This is a genomic window from Mesorhizobium sp. LjNodule214, from assembly GCF_964252735.1.
In the GTDB taxonomy this organism is placed as follows: domain Bacteria; phylum Pseudomonadota; class Alphaproteobacteria; order Rhizobiales; family Rhizobiaceae; genus Mesorhizobium.
In genome coordinates, this window is the sequence record NZ_CAXUPE020000005.1 from 1 (window position 1) to 20893 (window position 20893).

Sequence of the window (20893 nt, forward strand, 5' to 3'; positions counted from 1 at the left end):
GCCCATTTCGGCCATTCAGTCATATGCGTAACAGAGGCGGGTCTAGAAAGGTGTTGGGTTTCTCAACGCGATATGGAACGCCCCGACACATCGCACTCAGTTTGCTCAATTGCAACCACCTCGGGCGTCAGCATCGGCTATCATGATATTGTTCCTACCGAGCCGCAGTCAAACCCCGGTATGTTTGTGGCCGGAGACCGCTCAATGGCATTTCGATTCGTCCACACCGCTGACATCCACCTCGACTCGCCATTGCGTTCGCTGGCGATGCGAAACCCCGACCTTGCTGAACTCGTAGGAGACGCCAGCCGTCAGGCGTTTGTCTCGATCGTGGATCTCTGCCTTGCGGAAGGCGTCGATGCGCTGGTCATTGCCGGCGATCTCTACGATGGCGATCAGACGTCGATGAAAACGGCGAGATTCCTGGCATCGCAAATGACACGACTTCACCAGGCCGGCATCAGGGTCTTCAAGATCCGTGGCAATCATGACGCCCTATCGCGGATATCGAAACAGCTCGTGTTCCCGGACACGGTCACGATCTTCGGCGGCCGTCCCCAGTCAGTGCTGCAGACAGCCGGCGGGCTCGACGTCATGTTCCATGGCTTGAGCTTCGCGAGCCCTAAGGCGCCAGACAGTCTGCTTCCCAAGTATTCAGCTCCGCGTGAAGGCGCAGTCAATGTCGGCATCATGCATACGAGCCTGGCCGGATCACCCGGCCACGACGTCTATGCTCCCTGCAGCGTCGCTGACCTGCACCTCCACGGTTTTGACTATTGGGCGCTCGGTCACATCCATGTCCGCCAAGTCCATCCCGGGGCGAGTACCGTGGTGATGCCAGGAATTCCGCAGGGCAGGGACATCAACGAGGCCGGAGAGAAATCCGTCACCCTGGTGACGATACGAGACGACCGCACCGTCGAGATCGAGGAAAGGCTGACCAGTATCGCGCAATTCGAGCGGGTGAACGTCGACCTGACCGAAACGGTGGAGTGGTCCGAAGTCGTCGGGCGAGTCCGCTCCGCACTCGAAGCTGTGCGTGCCTCCGTCAGATCCCGTCATGTTGTGGTCCGTCTCGGCCTGACCGGGGCCTCACCTTTAACCTGGGCGCTGATCCGTGACCGCGACCTGCTGCTCGCAGAAGCCGAGCAAGTCGCGGAACAAACGGGAGACACCTGGGTGGAGAAGCTCGAGCTCAACGTCTCTCCATCCGCGGCCGAAACATTCGAGGGCGTCGCTGATCCGGTTTTCGAACTCGCTCAATCCATGCGCGCCGATGCCAGCTCGGAAGCTTTCCGTGCCGAGGCGAGGGCGTTGGTCCAGAAGATGGTCGCGGATCTTCCGCCTGACGGGCGCGATTTCGCCGGCAAGGATGAGGCTGAGCTGGAGTTGTTCCTCGACAGAGTGCTTACCAACGGCACTGACTTGGTCACCGCCCGCCTCAAGGCCGGTGGGTCACAATGAGGCTCCGGCGACTTGATCTCATCCGTTATGGCAAGTTCACCGACAGGACGATCGACTTCGGGCCAAAACCGGAATCCGGACCGGACCTGCATATTGTTTTCGGCTTGAACGAAGCCGGCAAGTCGACGGCGCTTTCCGGCTATCTCGACCTGCTGTTCGGTATCGAGGAACGCAGCCGCTACAATTTCCTGCACGAGTACAGCGCGATGCGCATCGGCGGTGTGCTGGAACTCGGCGGCGCGGAGCACACGTTCACGCGCACGAAGCAGCGCACCAACTCATTGCTGAATGCGACTGGCCAACCGGTCAGCGAGATGGCGATATCAGCGCATCTCGCCGGGCTGTCTCGCGACGCATACGAGACCATGTTCTCGTTAGACGACGAAACGCTGGAAGCAGGTGGAAAATCAATCCTGGAATCGCGCGGCGACCTGGGCAAGCTGCTGTTCACGGCCAGCGCCGGACTCGGGCACGCAAGTGACACATTGAGCGTGCTGGAGGCCGAAGCGGACAGGCTCTATCGCAAGCAGGCACACGGAACCGAGATCGCGCTGCTCAAGAAGCGGCTTGCGGAACTGAAGTCCGGGAGGGAGGCGATCGACACCTTGGCGTCGACGTTCGAAACTCTCGAGACAGAGCGCCTGGACGCGACAGAAAAATACGACCGCAGCATCGCCGAACGGTCGGTGCTTTCGGCTCGGCTCGATACCATCGCGAAGTATCTTCGCGCTATCCCAATCCTTGCCGATATCCGACGCAAGGATGCCCAACTAGCCGTGTTGCCTGAGATCGCTTCACCGTCACGGACCTGGACCGGCAGCGTCGCCGACATGATTGAGACCGACGCCAGTCTGAGAACGCGGCTATCCGCGAGTGTGGACGAGCTCGAGCGGGTGACGACGAAATTCGCCTCGGTCGATGTGGACGCAGTGATCCTTGCGATCTCCGAACGGGTTCGCGGCCTGGCCGACCGCAAGGTGCGCCACGTCTCGGCCGGCCTCGACCTGCCAAGTCGCAGGACGGAGCTGCAAATCCTCGACAATGCCGTGGCGACCTGCCTTGCCGCTCTTGGAAGGTCGTCCGAACCACACCCTGCCAATCTGCTCTTGCCCGCTGCGACCATTGGCGCTGTGCGCACCATGGTCGAGCAGCGATCCGGGATCGTTACCAGCGTGCGCGTTGCGCGCGAGGAGGCCGCGGCGGCGGCTGATGCGCTTCAGGCGGCACGCGAGCGGGTCGGCGAAGAACGGGCCGTACCCGAGCCTGCCAGGGCAAGGCTGCTTTCGGCTTTGTCGACGGCAAGGGCCGGCGGACACATAGGGGAAATCAAGGCGGCACGCGAGGTCACGGATGCTGGTGCAATCCGGTGGGAGGCCGCGATCGCGCGTTTGCATCCCTGGTCGGGAGATGCTCAGGCCCTGGCCAGGGTCGCCATTCCGAATGCTGGACAGCTTGGCGCATGGAAGGCGCTGGCCGCAGTGCTAGGGAAGAGCAGGGGCGTCCTTTCCGAACGTCTTGCCGAGCACCAGGGCAATCACGATTTGCTTTCAGCGCGGCTGGATGCCCTTCGTGCCTCGGTGGATGTCACCGACGACGATGCGGCGCACGCCATTCGGCGCGCCCGGGACGAGGCCTGGGCAAGGCATCGCGATGACCTGACTGGCGAAACGGCGGATGATTTCGCGGCAGCACTGGGTCGAGACGACAGTGTCGGAGCAGGCCGACTGGCTAACGCCCGGGAGCTCGTTGAGATTCGCAGCACGAACCGCAACCTCGCAGAAACCGTGGCCACCATCGCGTATGCGCGCGATCAACTTGAACGCAACAGCTCAGATCGGGAGGCTATGCTCTCGGAAATTCTTGCAGTCGCCAGAGACCTGCTTGGAAAAGTCCCGGAAACATCCCCCCAACAGCTGATCGAACTGATCGAGGATCGCATTGCTGCCCGAATCGATGCGCTCGCGGCCTGGGAGGAGATCGAGCTTTCCCGCAAGAAGGCCGAGCAGGCGGTTGATGAGGAAGGCCGAATACGCCTGAAGCTAAGCGATGCGCTGGCGAGCGTCGGCGTCGGTTCGGATCCTGGTGACAGCCTGGAGACGGTCATGGCCGTGGCAGAGCTGTTCCTTGACAGGCAATTCAAGGTGGACGCTGAGCGCACCGAGGCGCTCAAGACCGTTAGCACAAGGCAAGAGGATCTGGCCGCCAGGCGCCGAGCCATCGAAGTCGCAGAGCAGCGTGAGGATGAATGGCTGGCCGGCGTTGCCGAAGCGCTCAAGGGCACCTGGCTCGAGAGCGGCATCTCGGCGCCCGGCGTCGGCGGTGTCCTCGATCAATTGGCTGAACTGTCCAAATGTCTTCAAGACCGGGACGCCATGCGACTCCGTATCGAGAAGATGGAGGCCGACAGGGACAATTTCCTGGTCGAGGTTACCGCTGTTGCAGCCGAAGCGGGCGAGGCGGCCGATGACGACGAACCGGAACAGCTTGCGATTCGGCTTGCCGAGCGCCTGGAGCGCGCCGAGCGTACGCGCGAGGCCAAGGCAAGCCTCTTCAATGACCTGCAGCGACTGCAGAATGGGCGTGAGATCCTCGATGCTGAGATTTCGGCACATGAGCGCCGCAAGAACGAGGTCCTGAGCGTCTTTGGTGTGGCCACGCTGTCCGAAGTCGTGCAACGCGACGAACTGCTGCGCGACAGGGATCGCCTGCGCACAGCCGTGGCCGAACTTGAGGAGCAGGTGTCGTCCGAGCTCGCGGTAGAAGGGTTCGAGCAGGCGCGTTCGATATTGGATGCCGTCGATCTCGACAGTCTCGCAATTGAGAAGGCCGAAGCCGAGCAAAGGCTTCGCGCTTCTGACGAGGCGATACAGCATCAGCTCATTCGGCAGACGCGCGCGACCGATAAGCTGGACGCCATTGGCGGCGACAGCGCTGTTGCCCGCATAGATGCCGAACGGCGCACCGTACTTCTCGAAATCGAAGAAAAGGCCGTCCGTTATATCGAGCTGAAATTGGGAATAATGTCGGCTGGAAATGCTCTTCGCGTCTACCGCGAGCGTCATCGCTCCGGAATGATGGAGCGGGCATCAGACGCATTCGCACTCATGACGCGTGGCCAGTACTCCGGCCTGACAACTCAGCCGGTGAAGGGTGGGGAAGTGCTCATCGCGTTGCAACGCGACGGGCAATCCAAGGTCGCCGACGCGCTGTCAAAGGGGGCGCGTTTTCAGCTCTACCTGGCGCTCAGGCTTGCGGGATACTACGAGTTCGCCCAGCTTCGACCCTCGGTGCCCTTCATCGCCGATGATATCATGGAAACCTTCGACCATGTCCGGTCAGAGGAGGTTTTCCGGTTGTTTGGAGAGATGGCGAGTGCCGGTCAGGTCATCTACCTCACGCATCATCAGCACCTGTGCGAGATCGCCAAGACTGTTGTGCCGGGCGTAGCGATCCATGAGCTCGGATGAGATTGGACTTTACTTGATGCGTTGCTGACATACCGTGCTGTTCGATGTTTGCCCCTTAGTCTAATCGACATTCCAAGCGCCGGCTTTGGCGTCCGCTTTGCGCCGCATGCACGAACCCGCTTCGCGGGAGGGTCGCCTCGACCTGAGATGGCGCGACAGGCATTTGACTTGAGCGGGTAGAGGCGTCGATCTGACCATGGAGTTCCCTTCAACGAGGAACTCGCCATGGCTACCCTGTCGACCGATGCACCAATCTCTCCGCTTCGCCAGCGCATGCAGCACGACATGCTCATGCGCGGCCTGGGCTCCCATACCCAGCAGGACTACGTTCGTCACGTCCGGCGCTTCGCTGTGTTCCTTGGCCGCTCGCCCGACACTGCGACGGCTGAGGACATCCGCAGATTCCAGCTGCATCAGCATGAGAGCGGCGTCGGCCCTGCGACGATCAATGGCGCGGTCTCGGCATTGCGGTTCCTGTTCCTCGTGACGCTGAAGCGTCGGGATCTGGCGCGCGCGCTGGTGATCATGAGGTATCAGCGGAAGCTGCCCGACGTGCTGAGCGTGGAGGAAGCGGCGCGGCTGCTCGAAGCCGCACCAGGCATCAAGTACAAGGCCGCACTCGGCGTCGCCTGTGGCGCTGGCCTGCGCGTGTCCGAGGTCGCGCACCTCAAGGTCGACGACATCGACTCCACACGCATGCTGATCCGCGTCGAACAGGGCAAGGGACGCAGGGACCGCAACGCCATGCTCTCGCCGCAACTGCTGGAACTGCTGCGGCTGTGGTGGCGCGAAGGCAGGCGGCGCGGGGTGATGCTCCCGCATGGCTGGCTGTTCCCGGGGCGCAGCTGCACGGCGCCGATCTCGTCGCGGCAATTGCACCGCGCGGTCCAGGAGGCAGCCGAAGTCGCCGGCATCCGCAAACGCGTCAGCCCGCACACGCTGCGCCACAGCTTCGCCACCCACCTGCTCGAACAGGATGTCGACATCCGCGTCATCCAGGTGCTGCTCGGGCACAGCAAGCTCGATACCACCGCGCTCTACACCAAGGTCTCGACCCGGACGATCCACGCGGTCGCAGGGCCGCTCGACCGGCTGATGGCGCTGATGGAAGGCAAGACGCCGCCCGGCTGAGCCGTGCGCACCTCTGTCGAGGTCGCCGACATCTTCCGTGCTTCCGGCCCCGCCTATCGGGCCGCCCATGCACGTCACCTTAGCCTCATCCAGCTCAAGGTGATGTCGGCGATCGAGCATTGCCGCACCGCGGCGCTCGGCGGTCACGTCGAGGCCTGCGAGGACTGCGGCCAATGGCGGATCGCCTATAACTCCTGCCGCAACCGGCACTGTCCCAGGTGCCAGGGCGCGGCCGCGCGCACCTGGCTCGCCGAGCGCGTAGCCGACCTGCTGCCAGTCGGCTACTTCCACGTCGTGTTCACGCTGCCCGCCGAGGTCGCCGACACCGCGTTCCAGAACAAGGCGGCGGTCTATGACCTGCTGTTCAAGGCGGCATCGGAGACGATGCTGACAATCGCGGCGGATCCCAAGCACCTCGGCGCGCGCATCGGCATCACCGCCGTGCTCCACACATGGGGCTCGGCAATGACGCACCATCCCCATGTCCACATGATCGTGCCGGGCGGCGGCATCGCGCCGGACGCGTCACGCTGGATATCGTCGCGGCCGGCCTTCCTTCTCCCAGTCAGAGTACTGGGCAAGCTGTTCCGCCGCCTGTTCCTGACCCGACTGGTCGCGCTGCACGACGCCGGCCGGCTCGCCTTCTTCGGATCGGCGGCGCACCTCGCCGACCGTCGGGCCTTCCTACGCCACCTGGCTCCCGTCAAGAAGAAGCGCTGGGTGGTCTACGCCAAGCCGCCCTTCCTGGTCCCGAGGCGGTGCTCGCCTATCTGTCGCGCTACACGCACCGGGTTGCGATCTCGAACCGCCGCCTGATCGCCTTCGAAGAGGCTGGGGTCACCTTCCGCTACAAGGATTATCGCCGCGACGGCACCGACCGGCTGCAGGTCATGACGCTCGCCACAGATGAGTTCATCCGCCGCTTCCTGCTCCACGTCCTGCCGCGCGGCTTCCATCGCATCCGACATTATGGCCTGCTCGCCGGCTCCGCCCACAAGGCCAGCCTCGCACGCGCCCGCGAACTGCTGGGCGTCGCTGCCCCGTCCGATGACCACACACCAGACGAACCAGAGGACTTCCGGCCGCCATGCTCCTGCTGTGGCGGACGCATGATCGTCATCGAGGTGTTCGAACGGTGGAGGAGGCAGCCGCGCGGACCTCCGAACGCATCGGCACCGATCCGGGAGACCGCTCCATGACCCGGCATGGTCTGATTCAGCCTCCAGCCACAGGCGCTCAACCTGCGGCGACGGACCCACGCGCGCCCATGGTGCTCAGCGAGGCCCGCAGGGCCCCGTCCGCCTGCGCGCAGAGGCTACAAGGCTGTGCGGGGGCTTCACTGAGCGGTCCGTCCGTGTCCACCGCGTCGCCTAACGGGGGCGGCCACGCCGTCGCCGACATCAGCCGCAAACTAAAATCCCCATAGCCATCAACTGTGGCCCGCGGGTTCCTGCATGAGAGGCTTTCGTACGCCTCACGGCACCCGAAACCCTTCAGCATAGCGGTCGCGAAGACCTGCGTTGCCATTTCCTGCAAGCGGACGTCCGGCTTGGGCGGCATGACAGGGGTCGTCCACGAGCTTTCAGCGCGCTCGCCATTCAGGCTCTTGCACCGGCGAGCGCTGCGGGTCCCAAATACGACGGTAAATTTGATGTGTTCAAACGGCATGCTTCAGATAGATCCGGCATCTCCTCCCCCTCTGGCGTTATTTCCTCTAAGATGTGCCTGGAGCTGGCAATGGCCCTGGATCGTGTTCAACGCAAGATGGCCGCCATCCTTGCTGCAGATGTAGCCGGTTATAGTCGGCTGATCAGCGAGGACGAGGAAGCAACGCTCACTGTCCTGAGGGCGTATAGACAAATCATCGACCGGCTGATCACGAAGCATGACGGGCGGGTGTTCGGGAGCGCAGGCGACAGCATCGTCGCGGAGTTCTCCAGTCCTGTCGAGGCGGTGCGGTGCGCAACCGGAATCCAGTTCGAGCTAGGCAGACAGAACGCCGAGCTCTCCGAGCCAAGCCGCTTGCGCTTTCGCATCGGGATCAATCTCGGGGATGTGGTCGTAGAAGGTGAGAATCTCATGGGAGACGGCGTGAATGTCGCAGCTCGCCTGGAAGCGCTCTCACGGCCGGGCGGGATATGTATCTCGGAAGCGGTCTACGCCCAGGCCCGTGACCGACTCTCGCTCGAGTTTATCGATCTTGGCGAGCTCAAGCTTAAAAACATCGCCAGACCCATCCGCGCCTACCGTGTGCCGCTCTCTTCGGAGGAACAGGTCAGATCGCCCTTCCGCGGTCTCGATGTCTTCGAATATGAGAACGCTGACCTATTCTTCGGCAGGGCACGCGCGATTGCCGCCTGCATCGAAAGGCTGCAGCAGCTTGCGGCCGGCGGCAAAGCTTTCCTTCTCATCTATGGCATGAGCGGATCCGGAAAGTCTTCGCTTCTTCGCGCAGGGTTGCTCCCTTCGATCACTCGAGCGGGCGCGGTGGCGGGCATTGGAGTGTGGCGCCACTGTCTGATCCGTCCATCGGAGGGACCTGATGCTATCGCTGCGCTGACTACTGCACTGTTTCGCGACGGTGCTCTGCCAGAGCTGGCTCTCGAAGTGAATGTGGTGGACTTCACTCGACTCTGTCGGAGCGCCCCTGATCGCGCGCTGGCGCTCATCCGCCACGCCCTTGGGAAGGCTGCCAACGCCGCCGGGGCGGTCCGCTCGCAAGTCAGGCTGTTAGTTGCAGTCGATCAGATGGAGGACCTGTTCACCACGGAAAAGCAGGCATCGGCCCGCGACGCGCTTGTGCGGCTCATGGCGACGTTGGCAGCCAGCGGATTGGTCTGGTTGATTGCGACGATCCGCTCGGATTTCTTTCACCGCTGCGGCGACGTACCGGGATTCTCGGCGCTCAAGGACGGTTTGGCCAGCTATGAACTGCTGCCACCGACCGGCCCCGAGCTTGCGCAGATCATCCGCGAGCCAGCCCGTGCAGCCGGCCTCCGTTTCGAGGAGAGTGCCGACCAGGGCAGGCTCGATGATGTTCTACAGGAGGCAGCGGCTGCCGATCCCGGATCGCTACCGCTTCTTGAGTTCGTGCTCGATGCTTTGTACGAGGCGGGGCGCGATCACAGCGTTCTCACCTTTGCTCAATATCGTGCGCTTGGTGGCCTGGAAGGTGCGATCGCGCGTCGCGCTGACGAAGTTATCGAGGCGCTCCCGCCTGAGATCCAGGAGGCGTTGCCAGCGGTGTTGCGTGCCCTCTCGACGGTTCGTCCGGGCGATGAGAAGGTTACTGCAGGTCCCGTGTTGCTCGACGAGGTCGCGGCAACATCGGCAGGACTCGTGCTCGTCGAGGCGCTGATCGCGTCGCGGCTGCTCGTCAGCGACGAGGATGTCACCGGCCGCGTCTTCGTGCGGCTCGCCCATGAAGCGCTCTTGTCACGTTGGCCCCGCGCCGCAGAAATTGTCAACGCAAACAGGATTTTCCTCGGGACGCGGGCTCGCCTCAGGGCCGATGCCCAACGATGGCATGCTGACAACAGGAGCCGCGAGCTTCTATTGCCGCCCGGCAAACGTCTGGCCGAAGGCGAAGAGCTGATGCTGTCGAGACGGGAGGAGGTCGACGATCAGATCGTCGAATACGTCGAGGCGTCCTTCCGGGCCCAAAAAGAGAGGGAGGAGAAAGACCGGCAGGCTGAGCGGTTATTGATCGAGGCTGCCGAAGCAGCAAAGCGCGAGCGCCTGGAGCGCGAGGCCGATCGGCTCGCCGGCGAAGCCGAGCGTCGGGATCTCGCGGCAGCCGCTGCGATAAAGCTGGCGCGCCGCACGCGTTACGCGGCCGTCGTCGCCGCAGTCCTGGCGTTGGTAGCCGGCGCAGGTGCGTTCGCCGGCTTCCGAGGACAGCAGGAAGCGAAGCGGCATGCGCAACTGGCGCAAGTTAGCGCTGACAAGGCCAGATCGGCCGAACGGGAAGCGCTCGAGGCACGCGACGAGGCACTCCGCACCCAGTCCCTTTCGCTTTCGTTCCTTTCGCAGCAGGCCGCGGCGAGAGGCGATACGGAGGCGGCAATCTTGCTGGCGCTCGAGGCACTGCCGGCGAATACATCTTCGGTCGCGCGACCGTATGTTCCTGAAGCGGAGGGCGCCCTCTACCAGGCCTTGCTGGCACATCATCAAGTGAGGATCTTCAAACATGAGGCCGCGGTGACAGATGCAGCTTTCAATCGGACCGGCGATCGCATCGTCACTTCTTCCTATGACAAGACCGCACGCATTTGGGACGCCTCCAATGCTACCCAGATAGCGGTGTTGAAAGGTCACGAGGGTGTCGTTGAGAGGGCCGAATTCAGCCCTGACGGAAGCCGTGTCCTTACGGCGGCGAGGGACGACACTGCCCGCATCTGGGACGCCAATTCCGGAAAGCAGCTCTTTGTTTTCCAGCCGGTCGGCAATTTTCCAACAGCTATTTTTAGCCCGAGCGGCAACCAGGTGCTGACGGCCGGCGATAATAGTGTTGCCTCGCTCTGGGACGCTCGCACGGGAGTGAAAGTGCTCAGCGTGGGCAACCGCGGAAGCTCCGCGACGTTCAGTCCGGGCGGCGGGAGCTTCGCAACCGTCACAGGCATTCAAAACGGAGACAGTGATCTTGTCGCTTCGATTTGGAATACCGCAGATGGCAGGCTGAAGCAGACCCTATCGATTGGCACCTGGCCATACAGCGTTGAGTTCAGCCCGGACGGAAGGCGGATGCTGGTAAGTGCGTGGGGGCCGATTTCATTCGGGAGTCTGTCGCGCCTTTTTGACGTCGCGAGAGGCACCCAAATTGCCACTCTGGCAGGTCAAAAGAGCGACACACAATTGCAAGGTGTCATGTTCAGTCACGACGGCAGCCGAATTGCGACGGTATCGGTCGACGGCAGCGCAAGACTCTGGGACGGGATCTCGGGAAGGTTACTCGATGCCTTCGGCCAAGAGTCCGCAGGGCTGAAACTGGATGACATTGCCGCCGATGAGCAGGATCGGGAAATTAACAGCGTCTTCAGTCACGACGATCGCTATTTGGCGACTACTTCCCTCGACGGCACGATCCGTATCTGGGACGTCGATCGCAGGTCCCTTCTGACAGTCATCCGGGGTCATACAGCCCTAGTCGAGCATATCGAGTACAACCCGGTCGACAACAAGGTCCTTCTCACCGCGTCGCACGACGGCACCGCTCGGCTCTGGGACATCGACGGGGCCCTGGCGACCGAGCTGGCCCACGACAATCTGCCAAGCTTCGCGATCTTCAGCCCGGACAATGTACATCTTCTGACAGGCGGCGGAGACGAGGCAGCGCACGTGTGGGATATCGTAGCCGATCGCGAGATAGCCAGGCTCGAAACGCAGCAAGCCGTCCATCACGCGACGTTCAGTCCCGACGGACGTCGCGTTGCAACTGCATCGAAGTTTGGCAACGTTGTTGTTTGGGACGTCGCAAGCAGACGCGAGATCACGCACTTCAAGTCCAACGTCGGGCTGCGTCAAATCCAGTTCAGTTCCGAGGGCGATTTGCTGAGTTTGGGAGCGATCGATGGTACCGCTGAATTGTGGGACGCAGCAAGCGGCGCCAAGCTGGCCGTCCTCAAGACGAGCTCTACACTGGCGCAGTCCGTCTTCAGCCCGGACGGGCAACTCATCCTCACCGTGACGAGCGACAACGTCGCACACTTGCTGAAGCCGGACAGGACTGAGTTCAAAACCCTTCCCGCTCATCAGAGCCGGATCACCGCAGCGGATTTCAGCCCGGATGGCCAGCTAGTCGCCACAGCTTCACTCGACCGCACCGTACGGATTTGGTCGGTCAAGGATGGAACGAATGTCGCCACTGTACGAGGTTCTGGTGGCGAGGTAACGATCGTCTCGTTCAGTCATGACGGCCAGTCCCTGCTCACTGCCTCGCGTGACGGAACCGTGAGGATCTGGGGCGTGTCTGACCGGAAGCAAGGGACCGTTTTCAGGGCGCACAGGGGAGAAGTCAGCAGCGCCAAGTTCAGTGGCAACGGTTCGTATGTTGTTACGGCATCATCCAGGGATCGTACGGTTCGGCTCTGGGCAACGCAGTCGGGGCGCGAGATTGCGTTGCTTTCCAGCCCCAATGAGGAGTTGGTTCGACCCGTGCTGACACGCGCGGCTTTCAGCTCGGACGGAACGAAGATCGTCATCGTCTCCGGCGAGGAAGGCGTGCGCGTCATTCGCGTCTTCCCGACACCGCAGGATCTCATCGACTATGCGCGGAGTGTCGTTCCTCGCGAACTTACACCGTGCGAGAGACAACGCTATTTCCTTCCAGTTCAAGCCAACATTAGCGATTGTCCAAGCTGATGCCGAAGGCCACTGCCGGTGACATTGTTTCAAATGGCATGCCGCTTGGCATCAGAAGTGTGTTTTGCTCGGCGTTCTGCGCGACCGTCTGGGTATCGCGCGGCGTTGATGGCGGCCAACTGACGTGCTCATCTCGCAGGTGGTAGGTCAGTAGCTCAGGTTGGCTATAACGGAGTATCGGCGCCCTTCGAAGACGCGTTTGGACCCTATGCAGTCATAGCGCAGAGCTATCCCAGTGGCTGCATTTGGCGAAAGCGGTCCGCGTTGCGCTGGACGCAATGGTCAGCTTACTAGCCACTTGTCCCGAAAGCTGCCAGTCCGCTTCCGGCCGATGTCGGTCATCTCTGAAGCCGGCAACATGACCGCCACTGCCGCATTGCTGTCCAAAACTCACCACCAACGTAAGCGCTGCCTTTGTGGGCAACGCTCAGCTGTCCGGCTACTTGCCGGATACGGGAGCGCCGAAGAGCAAGCCGTCAATCCCTGCCCCCGAGGCGCCAAGCAGGCGTCCCGACTCGCTTGCTTCCGTGTTTTCTCAAACGATATTGACGCGCCGCGTCACCTGGCCATTGCTCTCCCAGTAGGTGTGCTTCTTGGCGATCAAGGGGTCGTCCATTGCTGGTTGAATCTGTCCCGTGGTGCTGACCGCGCGCGAGGTCACTGTGTGTTCTCCCGGCGAGGGGTTTGCCCATGGCAGGGACCAGATTTTCCAGGCGTGTTCGGCCTCCTCGCTGTGGTCGATGGTCGCTGACGCCCAAGGCGCTTGATCGATTTGCACTTCGACGCGGTCGATCGGTGCCCCCCAGGCTGCCCCGACGATGGCGTAGTCTGAGTCTTTCCGGGTGACCTTCGCAGGTGCCGACTTTAGCAGCGCCCGGCCGACCGACGTCTCGGCCCATACGGTCTCGCCATTGTGGTCTTCCTCCCGGATGGTGACGTAGTCACGGGCCATCAGAAGGCTCATGAACCGGGTGTCGCGAACCTCTATGCGCTTCAGCCACTTGACGTTGGCTATCCCGTACCAGCCCGGAGCAATGAGCCGCAGCGGGAAACCATTGGGCGCCGGCAAGGCAGCGCCGTTCATTTCATAGCAGAGTAGGTTGTCGGGATTCATCGCGTCGGCGAGCGACATGCTGCGAGCGAAGTTCTGCTTCATCTTGACGTCACGTATCGGGATCTCGCTTTCGTCAGTCCCGAAAAAGACGACCTCGATGCCCTTCTCCAGCACGCCGGCTTCCTCGAGGATCGGCGCGAGCGGCGTCCCTGCCCAACGGGCATTGCCGATGCCGCCGGTGAAAAAGGGAAAACCGTGGTTGCCCGAGCATTCCACCGTGAAAACGACTTCCTGGCGCGACCGCGCCCTGATGTCGGCGAGCGTCAGCTTTAGGGGCTTCTTGACCAGGCCCCCGATCTCCATGGACCATGTCTTCTCATCGATCGTCGGTCGATTGAAATGCGAGATGCTGAAGAACTTGTCGTTTGGCGTTATCCAGCTATCCAGATCCTCCCAGACAAGCTGACTCTGGATGCCTACCGGATCGGGATTTTCGGTCGGTTGATCCAGCCACGGAATGACTTCCTCGCCCGCCTGTGTTGGAAAAGCGTAAGCCCGACGCGAGGTATAAAGAGCAGCTGCGGCAAGAGCCGCGCTTCCTTGAACAAGAAGTTCTCTGCGTTGAAGACTATGCATGTTGTTTACCTCCCAGTTGATCCGGAACAGGCTGCAACGTGCGATAGGCCGTAGCCTGATCACGGATAGGCGACACAAATGAGAGTTCTGCCCAGCCGGAAGTATCCGGATAGGTCAGACAATCACCGACGCACCTCAAGCATGTGAAGTGTTGGGCGAAACTCTAGCTGCGTTTCGCAATCTAAGAGTGCGCCTCCGAAAAGGAAGTGTCCACAACCTGGACGGGACATGATAACTTTGTGGCATTCCAGACCGATTTCCAGTCCTGCCGTTTGCTGCTCGGGGCGCTGTCGAAGTCCGCGTCTGGCGCTAATTGCTCATTCCCGTCAGCGAGGATCATCAGCGAAACCGGCAGGAACCAGGAGGTAAGCTGCGGGTTTGCTTGGATGCCGACATGATCGGCGTAGCCATTCACCCACAGGAGAACACCATGACCCTTCCGAGCAAAACCGCGGCAGTTGCCGCTGTGTTGATCATGTTGGGCTCGCCCGCGCTGGCCGAGTCGAGCGGAACACCTGTGCCCGCAGTAAAGGCACAGGATCATGGTCCCGAACAGTCGCCCGAAGGGACCGGACAAACCCAAGAGTCTATGCGTGAAATGATGCGCCAGATGATGGGAGAGATGATGATGGAAAGAATGCAGGAGGATCGGGGTCCCCGTGCAGAGCGGCACGGTCGCGACAGGTGGCATCGGGACTACAGAATGGGCCCGCCTGAAGGGCGGCGGATGACTGGAGGCCAGGGCGGTATGGGAGCCAAGATGATGCATGGCGCAAAGATGCGAATAATGTTTGCCATAGTCGACGCCGACGGCGATGGCGCGCTTTCGCAGACCGAGGTTCAGGATTTCATCGGGCGCATCTTCAACGCCGTCGACGAGAACGGAGATGGCAGCGTCGACATGGAGGAAATCCAATCCTTCTTCCATGGAGCCGGCAACGAGGATGCGGAGTAGACTCGGGAGGGCTCACGCCAGCCGGCACGATCGTCATTCAACACTGTTCCTCGTATCCTTGGTCGGGCATCGTCATCGTTGCGGCGCAGAAGCCCGTCCCTCCTTTATAGCCCGCGGCATCGACGCGCGGCTGTCCCACTGTCCCACTGTCTAGCGAGCGGGACAGTGGGACACCTGCAATTCAAGGCTTGCTGGTCGACGGCTCAATTACTTTCAACCGTGTTTGAATGCGGTTGACCTTCGATTTGCTCAGTCCGATTGCCGTCGCGATGTTCGCGTACGCTTACACCATCGCGCGTCATCGTCATGACGAGATCGGCTTCGGCATCCTGAAGATCCTTCACCGACCACAATGCCTCTCCGTTGCTTTGCCTTGAAGGGCTTTGCGGCCTCACCGAACACGCCGCGCGCCTTGCCCAAGTGAACCTCGAAGCGGCAGCCATCCTCGATCGTATAGTCGTCCGGGTGTTTAATCTGATGAGCGTGTCCAGGACGTCTTCCCGCTTGCTTTGTGCCACGCGGATTTCCACCGGCCTTCGTGCTCGATCAAAAGAACGCTGATGCCTCGGCGACGGAGCCTTAGTTGCCAGGATTGCATCGTGTCCCAGCTTTCGGCCTCATTCTCGCGGCCGCCGCTCGTCAGTGTGGAGCGGTTGTCTAGGATGAGTAGCTCTGTAGGGCCGAGAATGGCTTCCAGCCGCTCCTGCGCTCCGTCTGCGAGAGATTGAGGCTGACGCAGATCTCCTGCTCGTCCGTTGGCAAGATAGCAGGCGCCCAGCTAACCTGGCTGAACATGCGAAGCCGTTCCTGCCGATCCGCACCCGGCATTTGGCCATCGATGAATTGGAGTGCGCTGATCACGAAGATCGAAACGGGCGTTATTCTTCCCATGTTGGAGCCGGCTGAGCGCGCGATTCTGAACGAGGCTCGGATCATGGGTATCCAGCTAGTTCGCGCGTCACCAATCGTGGCGAACGATCAACGTGCCTAAGCCTGCTTCCGCCTGCATTTCACGAAGCTGGCAAGAGCCAGTGGCAAATGCACTATAGCTCAGTAGCGATCGTAGCGCGTCAAGCCGGGCGAGTTGAGCCGATGAGCTCCATACGATCAGCGCGGCAAAGTTCATGTCTCCTGTGGAGAGCGCGGAGTTCGGCCCAGCTCGGGTGTCAGTCGCGGCGAAGCGTCACGGCATCATCCAAGGTGGCGAGGTATTCGGCCACGGCCCGCTTGGCCTCGGGCTTGAGCTCCTCAGCTGTTTCAATCCCGCGCTGACGCTGCGCGTCGGCGACTGATCATGCTGGCATCGACCGCAAAGCCTTCGCCGCCTCATGAAACGGTCGATCGCTCGGAGAAGGTGGTCCGCCGGCACATGCCGCTGCAGGCTGAAGCCATAGAACAGCTCCTCCTGCATCACACTTTGCTCGCCCATCATCGACTCAATCTCCTATTACAACGAAGATCGAATCAGTGCTCCGAAAACAACTTCAATCCGACGACCACAGCGAAAGCTGAGACTTCAGTTGTGACCGTATGTCGTCATTGGCGAAGCTCGCCTCGATTGACGTTCGGGCCACGTCGCGCACAATGGCGTCTGTCCAGCCAAAGGTGGAGCGGGCCAATTCATACTCCGACGGCAGGTCGGTTGCGAGAAGGCCCGGATCGTCGGTGTTCACCGAGACGCGCACGCCGGCGCTGCGCAGCCTCTCGATCGGATGGGTATCCATCGACGGGTAGACCTTGACCGTCAGATTGGAGGTCGGGCAGATACCCAGCGGTATGCCGCGCTCTGCAAGCAGTGCCACCACTCTCTCATCTTCGATCGCCCGCACACCGTGATCGATGCGGTCTGCGCCAAGAAGTTCTATGGCATCGCGTACGCCTTCTGGTCCGCTTGATTCGCCTGCGTGAACGGTTCGCCGCAACCCGGCGGCACCGGCCCTTCGGAAGGCATCGGCAAAGCGGGGGCCAGTGCGGCCGGCAGCTGCCTCGTTTCCGTCGATCGAAAGCGCCACCACGCGTGGGTGGCGCCATTCCACGAGTTGGTCAACGAGTTCGGCCGCTTCGTCCGCTGTCTGGTTGCGCAGCAGGCTGATGCACAGGCTCGCAGGCGGCAAGCCATCCTGTTCCGCCGCGGTGAAACCCGCATCGAGGGCATCGATCATCGCCTTGGTCCGCCCCTGCCAGGCACTCCAGTGGGTCGGATTGACAATGACATCGGCATAGCCGGTGCCATCGGCGGCGAGGCGCTGGCAGAATGCGTAGGCCATCTCAAACACATGGTCTGCGGTGTTTGCTAGCCCGCAAGCCCAGTCGAGAAAATGTAGGAAGTCGGCAAGTCCCTTGAATTCCAGCAAACGTTCACGCGGCCTCGGCATCGCGACGCCCGCGTCCGCTGCCCATTGCTCCAGCTTAGCGGGCTCGAAAGTGCCTTCGAGATGAACATGGACCTCGGCCTTGGGCAGGGCGCACAGCGAGGTACGTTGCTTTACATTTACGGGGCTGTTCATTTGGGTGCATCGCGCGCCTATCAAACGCGCCTCCACATTCGTCGGAAGGTCAGGTGGAGGCATGGGTCTCACAGTGAACCTTGCCTCAATCGGGTGGCGTCAAAGCTACATGCGTGACGGGTGACGACAAGCGCATAGACTCGTGCATAATGTTCGCAAAAATAGGACACTCAACGGATAGATGGTGGCCGATGCCCCTGATCACGCAAGCAGCCAGAGTGATGGAGATGGTGGCGCGCTACGGTTCAATCCGCCGCGCCGCGGAGCGCGTCAACTCGGCACCATCGGCTATCAACCGTCAGATCCTCAATCTCGAAGCCGAGCTTGGCACGCAGCTCTTCGAGCGATTACCCCGCGGAATGCGTTTGACCGAGGCGGGAAAGATCATCGTCGAGCGGGTCAGGGAATGGCAGCGCGACAACCAAAGGACCTTGGCATCCGTCGACCATTTGAAGGGGAGTGGCGGGCGCCAGGTGAGGATCGGCCTGATGGAGTGCCTGGCCGCGGAGTTTCTGCCGCGAGCCTTTAGGGAATTGCAGGTGCGTCATTCCGGTGCATCGCTTCATGCGATCGTCGGCGGCACGGCCGAGATCACCGGTCGGCTCATGGCCAACGAGATTGACCTCGCCGTCACCTTTAATGCGCCGCACGACATCGGCCTTAAGATCATGCATGAGGTGCGCACGGAACGGGGTGCAGTCATGCGGCCGGACCATCCACTGGCGAGCCGCCGAGAGGTGCATCTCGAAGATGTGTTTGAGTATCCCCTGATCCTTTTCGACAACACGCTGACCTCGGGACCGATCGTGGAGGACATGCTGCAGCGCTCGCCCAGGCCGCCAATCAGGGCGGTAGTTACCAACTCCGTGACTATTCTGAAGGCGATGGTCACCGAAGGTGCTGGCATCAGTATTCTCGCCCCCATCGACGTCTTCAGTGAGGTTCGCGCGAGAAGCCTCTGTTTCAGGCCGCTCAGGGGCGCGCGCATGTTCGATTTGCTGTCAGTGGCGGCGCGTGACGCCAAGGCGCTCAACCCGACGACTCGGGACTTCGCAAGTATCATTGCGTCGACACTGGATGGTCTCAGACCCCAGACAGCTGATCCATCCTGATGACAGCTTTCAGGCGCATTCAGAACATCCGAGTTCGTCACCAGCAATGACCGTCTTGGGTCAGATCTTCCCATTTCCCGGATGACATAGTCGTGCCAGCAGTTGACATTTTGGGTACCGCGGGGGCGCGTCGATCCAAATGGCGATTGAAGAAAAGATCCTACGCGAGCTCTGCGGCCCGCGCCGCCGCCAGCTTTGCTTCCCCCCATGCAACCAGAGCTTGGAAGCGCGGATGTTGGTGCAGCAGCGTCAGGTCGCCGTCTTGTTTGGCCCAGAGGACGAATTCGACGGACATTTTGCCGAGACAAGTCTCCAGTTGTTCGATAGCTTGATCGAATTCGTTCATCTGCACGAAAGCACAAGCCAGATTATATTGGTCAATCGGGTCGTCGTTCGGTTCGATGGTGAGGGCGCGCGACGCCCATTCCTTGGCGCGTTCTGTCTCTCCCAAATAACCCAACGCGACAGCACCTCTCATCATCGCATTGGCATTGTCGGGTCGAAGCGAGATTTCCCTTTCGATACGCTCCAGTTCCCACCGAGCCGAAGACTTGGCCTCTTCATTTCGGCCGAGAGATTTATAACTCTGGGATAAAAAGCCCGGAGAAGCATAGTCCGTATCGAGAAGCTGTGCCGCGCGCTCGAAATGCGTGACTGCATCTTCATGACGGCCAAGCCATGAGCAGGTTCGCCCAAAACTGTGCCGCACGTCGTTGGAATCGGGCTCTAGGCGAAGGGATTCTTCATGCGCTGCGAGAGCTTCGTTCAAGCGCCCGAGCTCCGCTAACGCCCGTCCCTTGGCCGCGTGAGCCTCAGCCAAAGTGGAATCTAAGGCGAGTGCCTTTTCGGCCGCTGATAGGCCAGTCTCCTCCGACTTTCCACTTGTATGCAGAATAGCTTGGCATAGGGCGATCAATGCCCAGGCGCGGGCATAACTTGGGTCGCTATTCAATGCGCGTTGGCAGAATCTAACGGCTATCATCAGGTTCCTGGCGCCGCGCTGCCTCTGGTAAAGCCGGGCCAAAAGATAGAGCTGGTAGGCTTCCGGATTATGGGTCGAGCGCGTTTCGATCGCCTTCTTTTCCTCGGGTAGCAGCTTGCCCTTCAGCGCCGCGACGATTGCGTTAGAGATTTCATCCTGCAGTGCGAAGATGTCTTTCAGATTGCGGTCGTAGCGCTCGGCCCAGATGTGGTCGCCTACTCTCCCGTCGATCAACTGAGCGCTGATCCGCACGCGCCCGCCGGCCTTGCGTACGCTGCCTTCTAGGACGTGACTGACCTTCAGCTGATCGGCGATCTTGGATACGTCCACCATTTTGCCCTTGAATGCGAAGGTGGTGTTCCGGGCGGTGACGGAGAGGGCAGAAGCCTTCGAAAGATCCGTGATGATGTCCTCGGTAATGCCGTCGCTGAAGTATTCCTGCTCCGCATCGCCGCTAAGGTTGGCGAAGGGCAGCACGGCGATGGAAATTCTCGAAGGTCGGTCGGTCTTTCTTGGTGCAGCGGGGTCGGCAGCGGCTCTCGAGACTTTAAATATCCGCACCGGCTCTGCCATGTTCTTCAGGCTGTGCTCGCCAAGGTCTTCGAATCCGAACTGGAGCTTGCCACGAACATGATTGAACACCGTCTGGGACAAATAAACGCTACCGGGTTCCGCTAACGCCTGGAGCCGAGCGGCAATATTAACGCCTTCTCCGTAGAGATCGCCTGCCTCAACCAAGACGTCCCCGAGGTTGACACCGGCGCGCAGTACGATTCGATGATTTTCCGGTGAACCGGCGTTGGCACTATCCATCGCCTGCTGCAGTTCAACGGCGCATGTAACGGCGTTGACGGCGCTGGCGAACTCCACCAGCACCCCGTCTCCCATCACTTTGGCAATTCGGCCCCGATGCTGGCTAACCAGCGGACCGAGTATCTCGCGTCGCCGCTGTTTCAGCCTCACCAGCGTTGCCGCCTCGTCCACTTCCATGAGGCGGCTAAAGCCGACTACGTCGGCAGCTAGGATGGCGGCAAGGCGCCGTTGTACGCGTTCTTCGGCCATTTGGCGCCATTGCTTTTGGAGGATGCATGCGCAAATCGAGATACTATGCCAGACACCAAGCGGCGTCCATAAACCGGACTTCCCGTGGGATCATGAGTTGCCCTTCGGTGTAGGCTGAACGAACGTGTTGGGACCACTAGCTGCCCCGCGGGGAAGCGCCGGG

Annotated in this window: 10 protein-coding genes and 2 pseudogenes; 7 read left to right on the forward strand and 5 right to left on the reverse strand. The window is 61.2% G+C overall.

Annotation, left to right across the window (positions count from 1 at the left end; genetic code table 11):
* Window positions 1-204 precede the first annotated feature (204 nt).
* The 5 genes and pseudogenes from ACSQ3Z_RS33690 to ACSQ3Z_RS33710 all read left to right on the forward strand — a co-directional run bounded on the left by ACSQ3Z_RS33690 (window position 205) and on the right by ACSQ3Z_RS33710 (window position 12422).
* Window positions 205-1464, forward strand: coding sequence for a metallophosphoesterase family protein (locus tag ACSQ3Z_RS33690; RefSeq protein ID WP_436175459.1), 1260 nt, complete (start codon window positions 205-207; stop codon window positions 1462-1464).
* Complete coding sequence (locus tag ACSQ3Z_RS33695; protein WP_436175460.1) at window positions 1461-4931, forward strand: AAA family ATPase; 3471 nt, start codon at window positions 1461-1463, stop codon at window positions 4929-4931. Before ACSQ3Z_RS33690 ends, ACSQ3Z_RS33695 begins: the two co-directional genes overlap by 4 nt.
* Window positions 4932-5156: 225 nt before the next feature.
* Window positions 5157-6062, forward strand: a complete 906-nt coding sequence (locus ACSQ3Z_RS33700) for a tyrosine-type recombinase/integrase (RefSeq protein ID WP_436175461.1) — start codon at window positions 5157-5159, stop codon at window positions 6060-6062.
* Window positions 6063-6065: 3 nt separating this feature from the next.
* Window positions 6066-7261: pseudogene (locus ACSQ3Z_RS33705) on the forward strand (IS91 family transposase).
* Window positions 7262-7799: 538 nt separating this feature from the next.
* The gene (locus ACSQ3Z_RS33710; protein WP_436175462.1) at window positions 7800-12422 is read left to right on the forward strand and encodes an nSTAND1 domain-containing NTPase; all 4623 of its coding nucleotides are present in this window, start codon (window positions 7800-7802) and stop codon (window positions 12420-12422) included.
* A gap of 535 nt (window positions 12423-12957) precedes the next feature.
* On the opposite strand, the gene ACSQ3Z_RS33715 is transcribed toward ACSQ3Z_RS33710, so the two are convergent.
* A complete protein-coding gene (locus tag ACSQ3Z_RS33715) occupies window positions 12958-14112 on the reverse strand; it encodes a sulfite oxidase (RefSeq protein ID WP_436175668.1) in 1155 nt (384 codons plus the stop codon).
* A 394-nt stretch (window positions 14113-14506) separates the two neighbouring features.
* Here ACSQ3Z_RS33715 and ACSQ3Z_RS33720 point away from each other — a divergent pair, with 394 nt between their 5' ends.
* Window positions 14507-15067 (forward strand): EF-hand domain-containing protein, encoded by a 561-nt coding sequence (locus ACSQ3Z_RS33720; protein WP_436175463.1) that lies wholly within the window; start codon window positions 14507-14509, stop codon window positions 15065-15067.
* Window positions 15068-15270: 203 nt separating this feature from the next.
* Here the strand turns inward: ACSQ3Z_RS33720 and ACSQ3Z_RS33725 are convergent, their stop codons facing one another.
* The 3 genes and pseudogenes from ACSQ3Z_RS33725 to add form a co-directional block, all read right to left on the reverse strand.
* Window positions 15271-15420 (reverse strand): hypothetical protein, encoded by a 150-nt coding sequence (locus tag ACSQ3Z_RS33725; protein ID WP_436175464.1) that lies wholly within the window; start codon window positions 15418-15420, stop codon window positions 15271-15273.
* A gap of 834 nt (window positions 15421-16254) precedes the next feature.
* Window positions 16255-16499 (reverse strand): annotated as a pseudogene (locus ACSQ3Z_RS33730) (IS5/IS1182 family transposase); the annotation flags it as partial.
* A 52-nt stretch (window positions 16500-16551) separates the two neighbouring features.
* Complete coding sequence (gene add, locus ACSQ3Z_RS33735) at window positions 16552-17574, reverse strand: adenosine deaminase (protein WP_436175465.1); 1023 nt, start codon at window positions 17572-17574, stop codon at window positions 16552-16554.
* Between the two features lie 191 nt (window positions 17575-17765).
* Here add and ACSQ3Z_RS33740 point away from each other — a divergent pair, with 191 nt between their 5' ends.
* Window positions 17766-18686: a LysR family transcriptional regulator gene (locus ACSQ3Z_RS33740; protein ID WP_436175466.1), complete on the forward strand. Its 921-nt coding sequence runs from the start codon at window positions 17766-17768 to the stop codon at window positions 18684-18686.
* A 160-nt stretch (window positions 18687-18846) separates the two neighbouring features.
* Here the strand turns inward: ACSQ3Z_RS33740 and ACSQ3Z_RS33745 are convergent, their stop codons facing one another.
* Entirely contained in the window at window positions 18847-20730 is a 1884-nt protein-coding gene (locus ACSQ3Z_RS33745) for an adenylate/guanylate cyclase domain-containing protein (RefSeq protein WP_436175467.1), read from the reverse strand.
* Window positions 20731-20893: the final 163 nt, after the last annotated feature.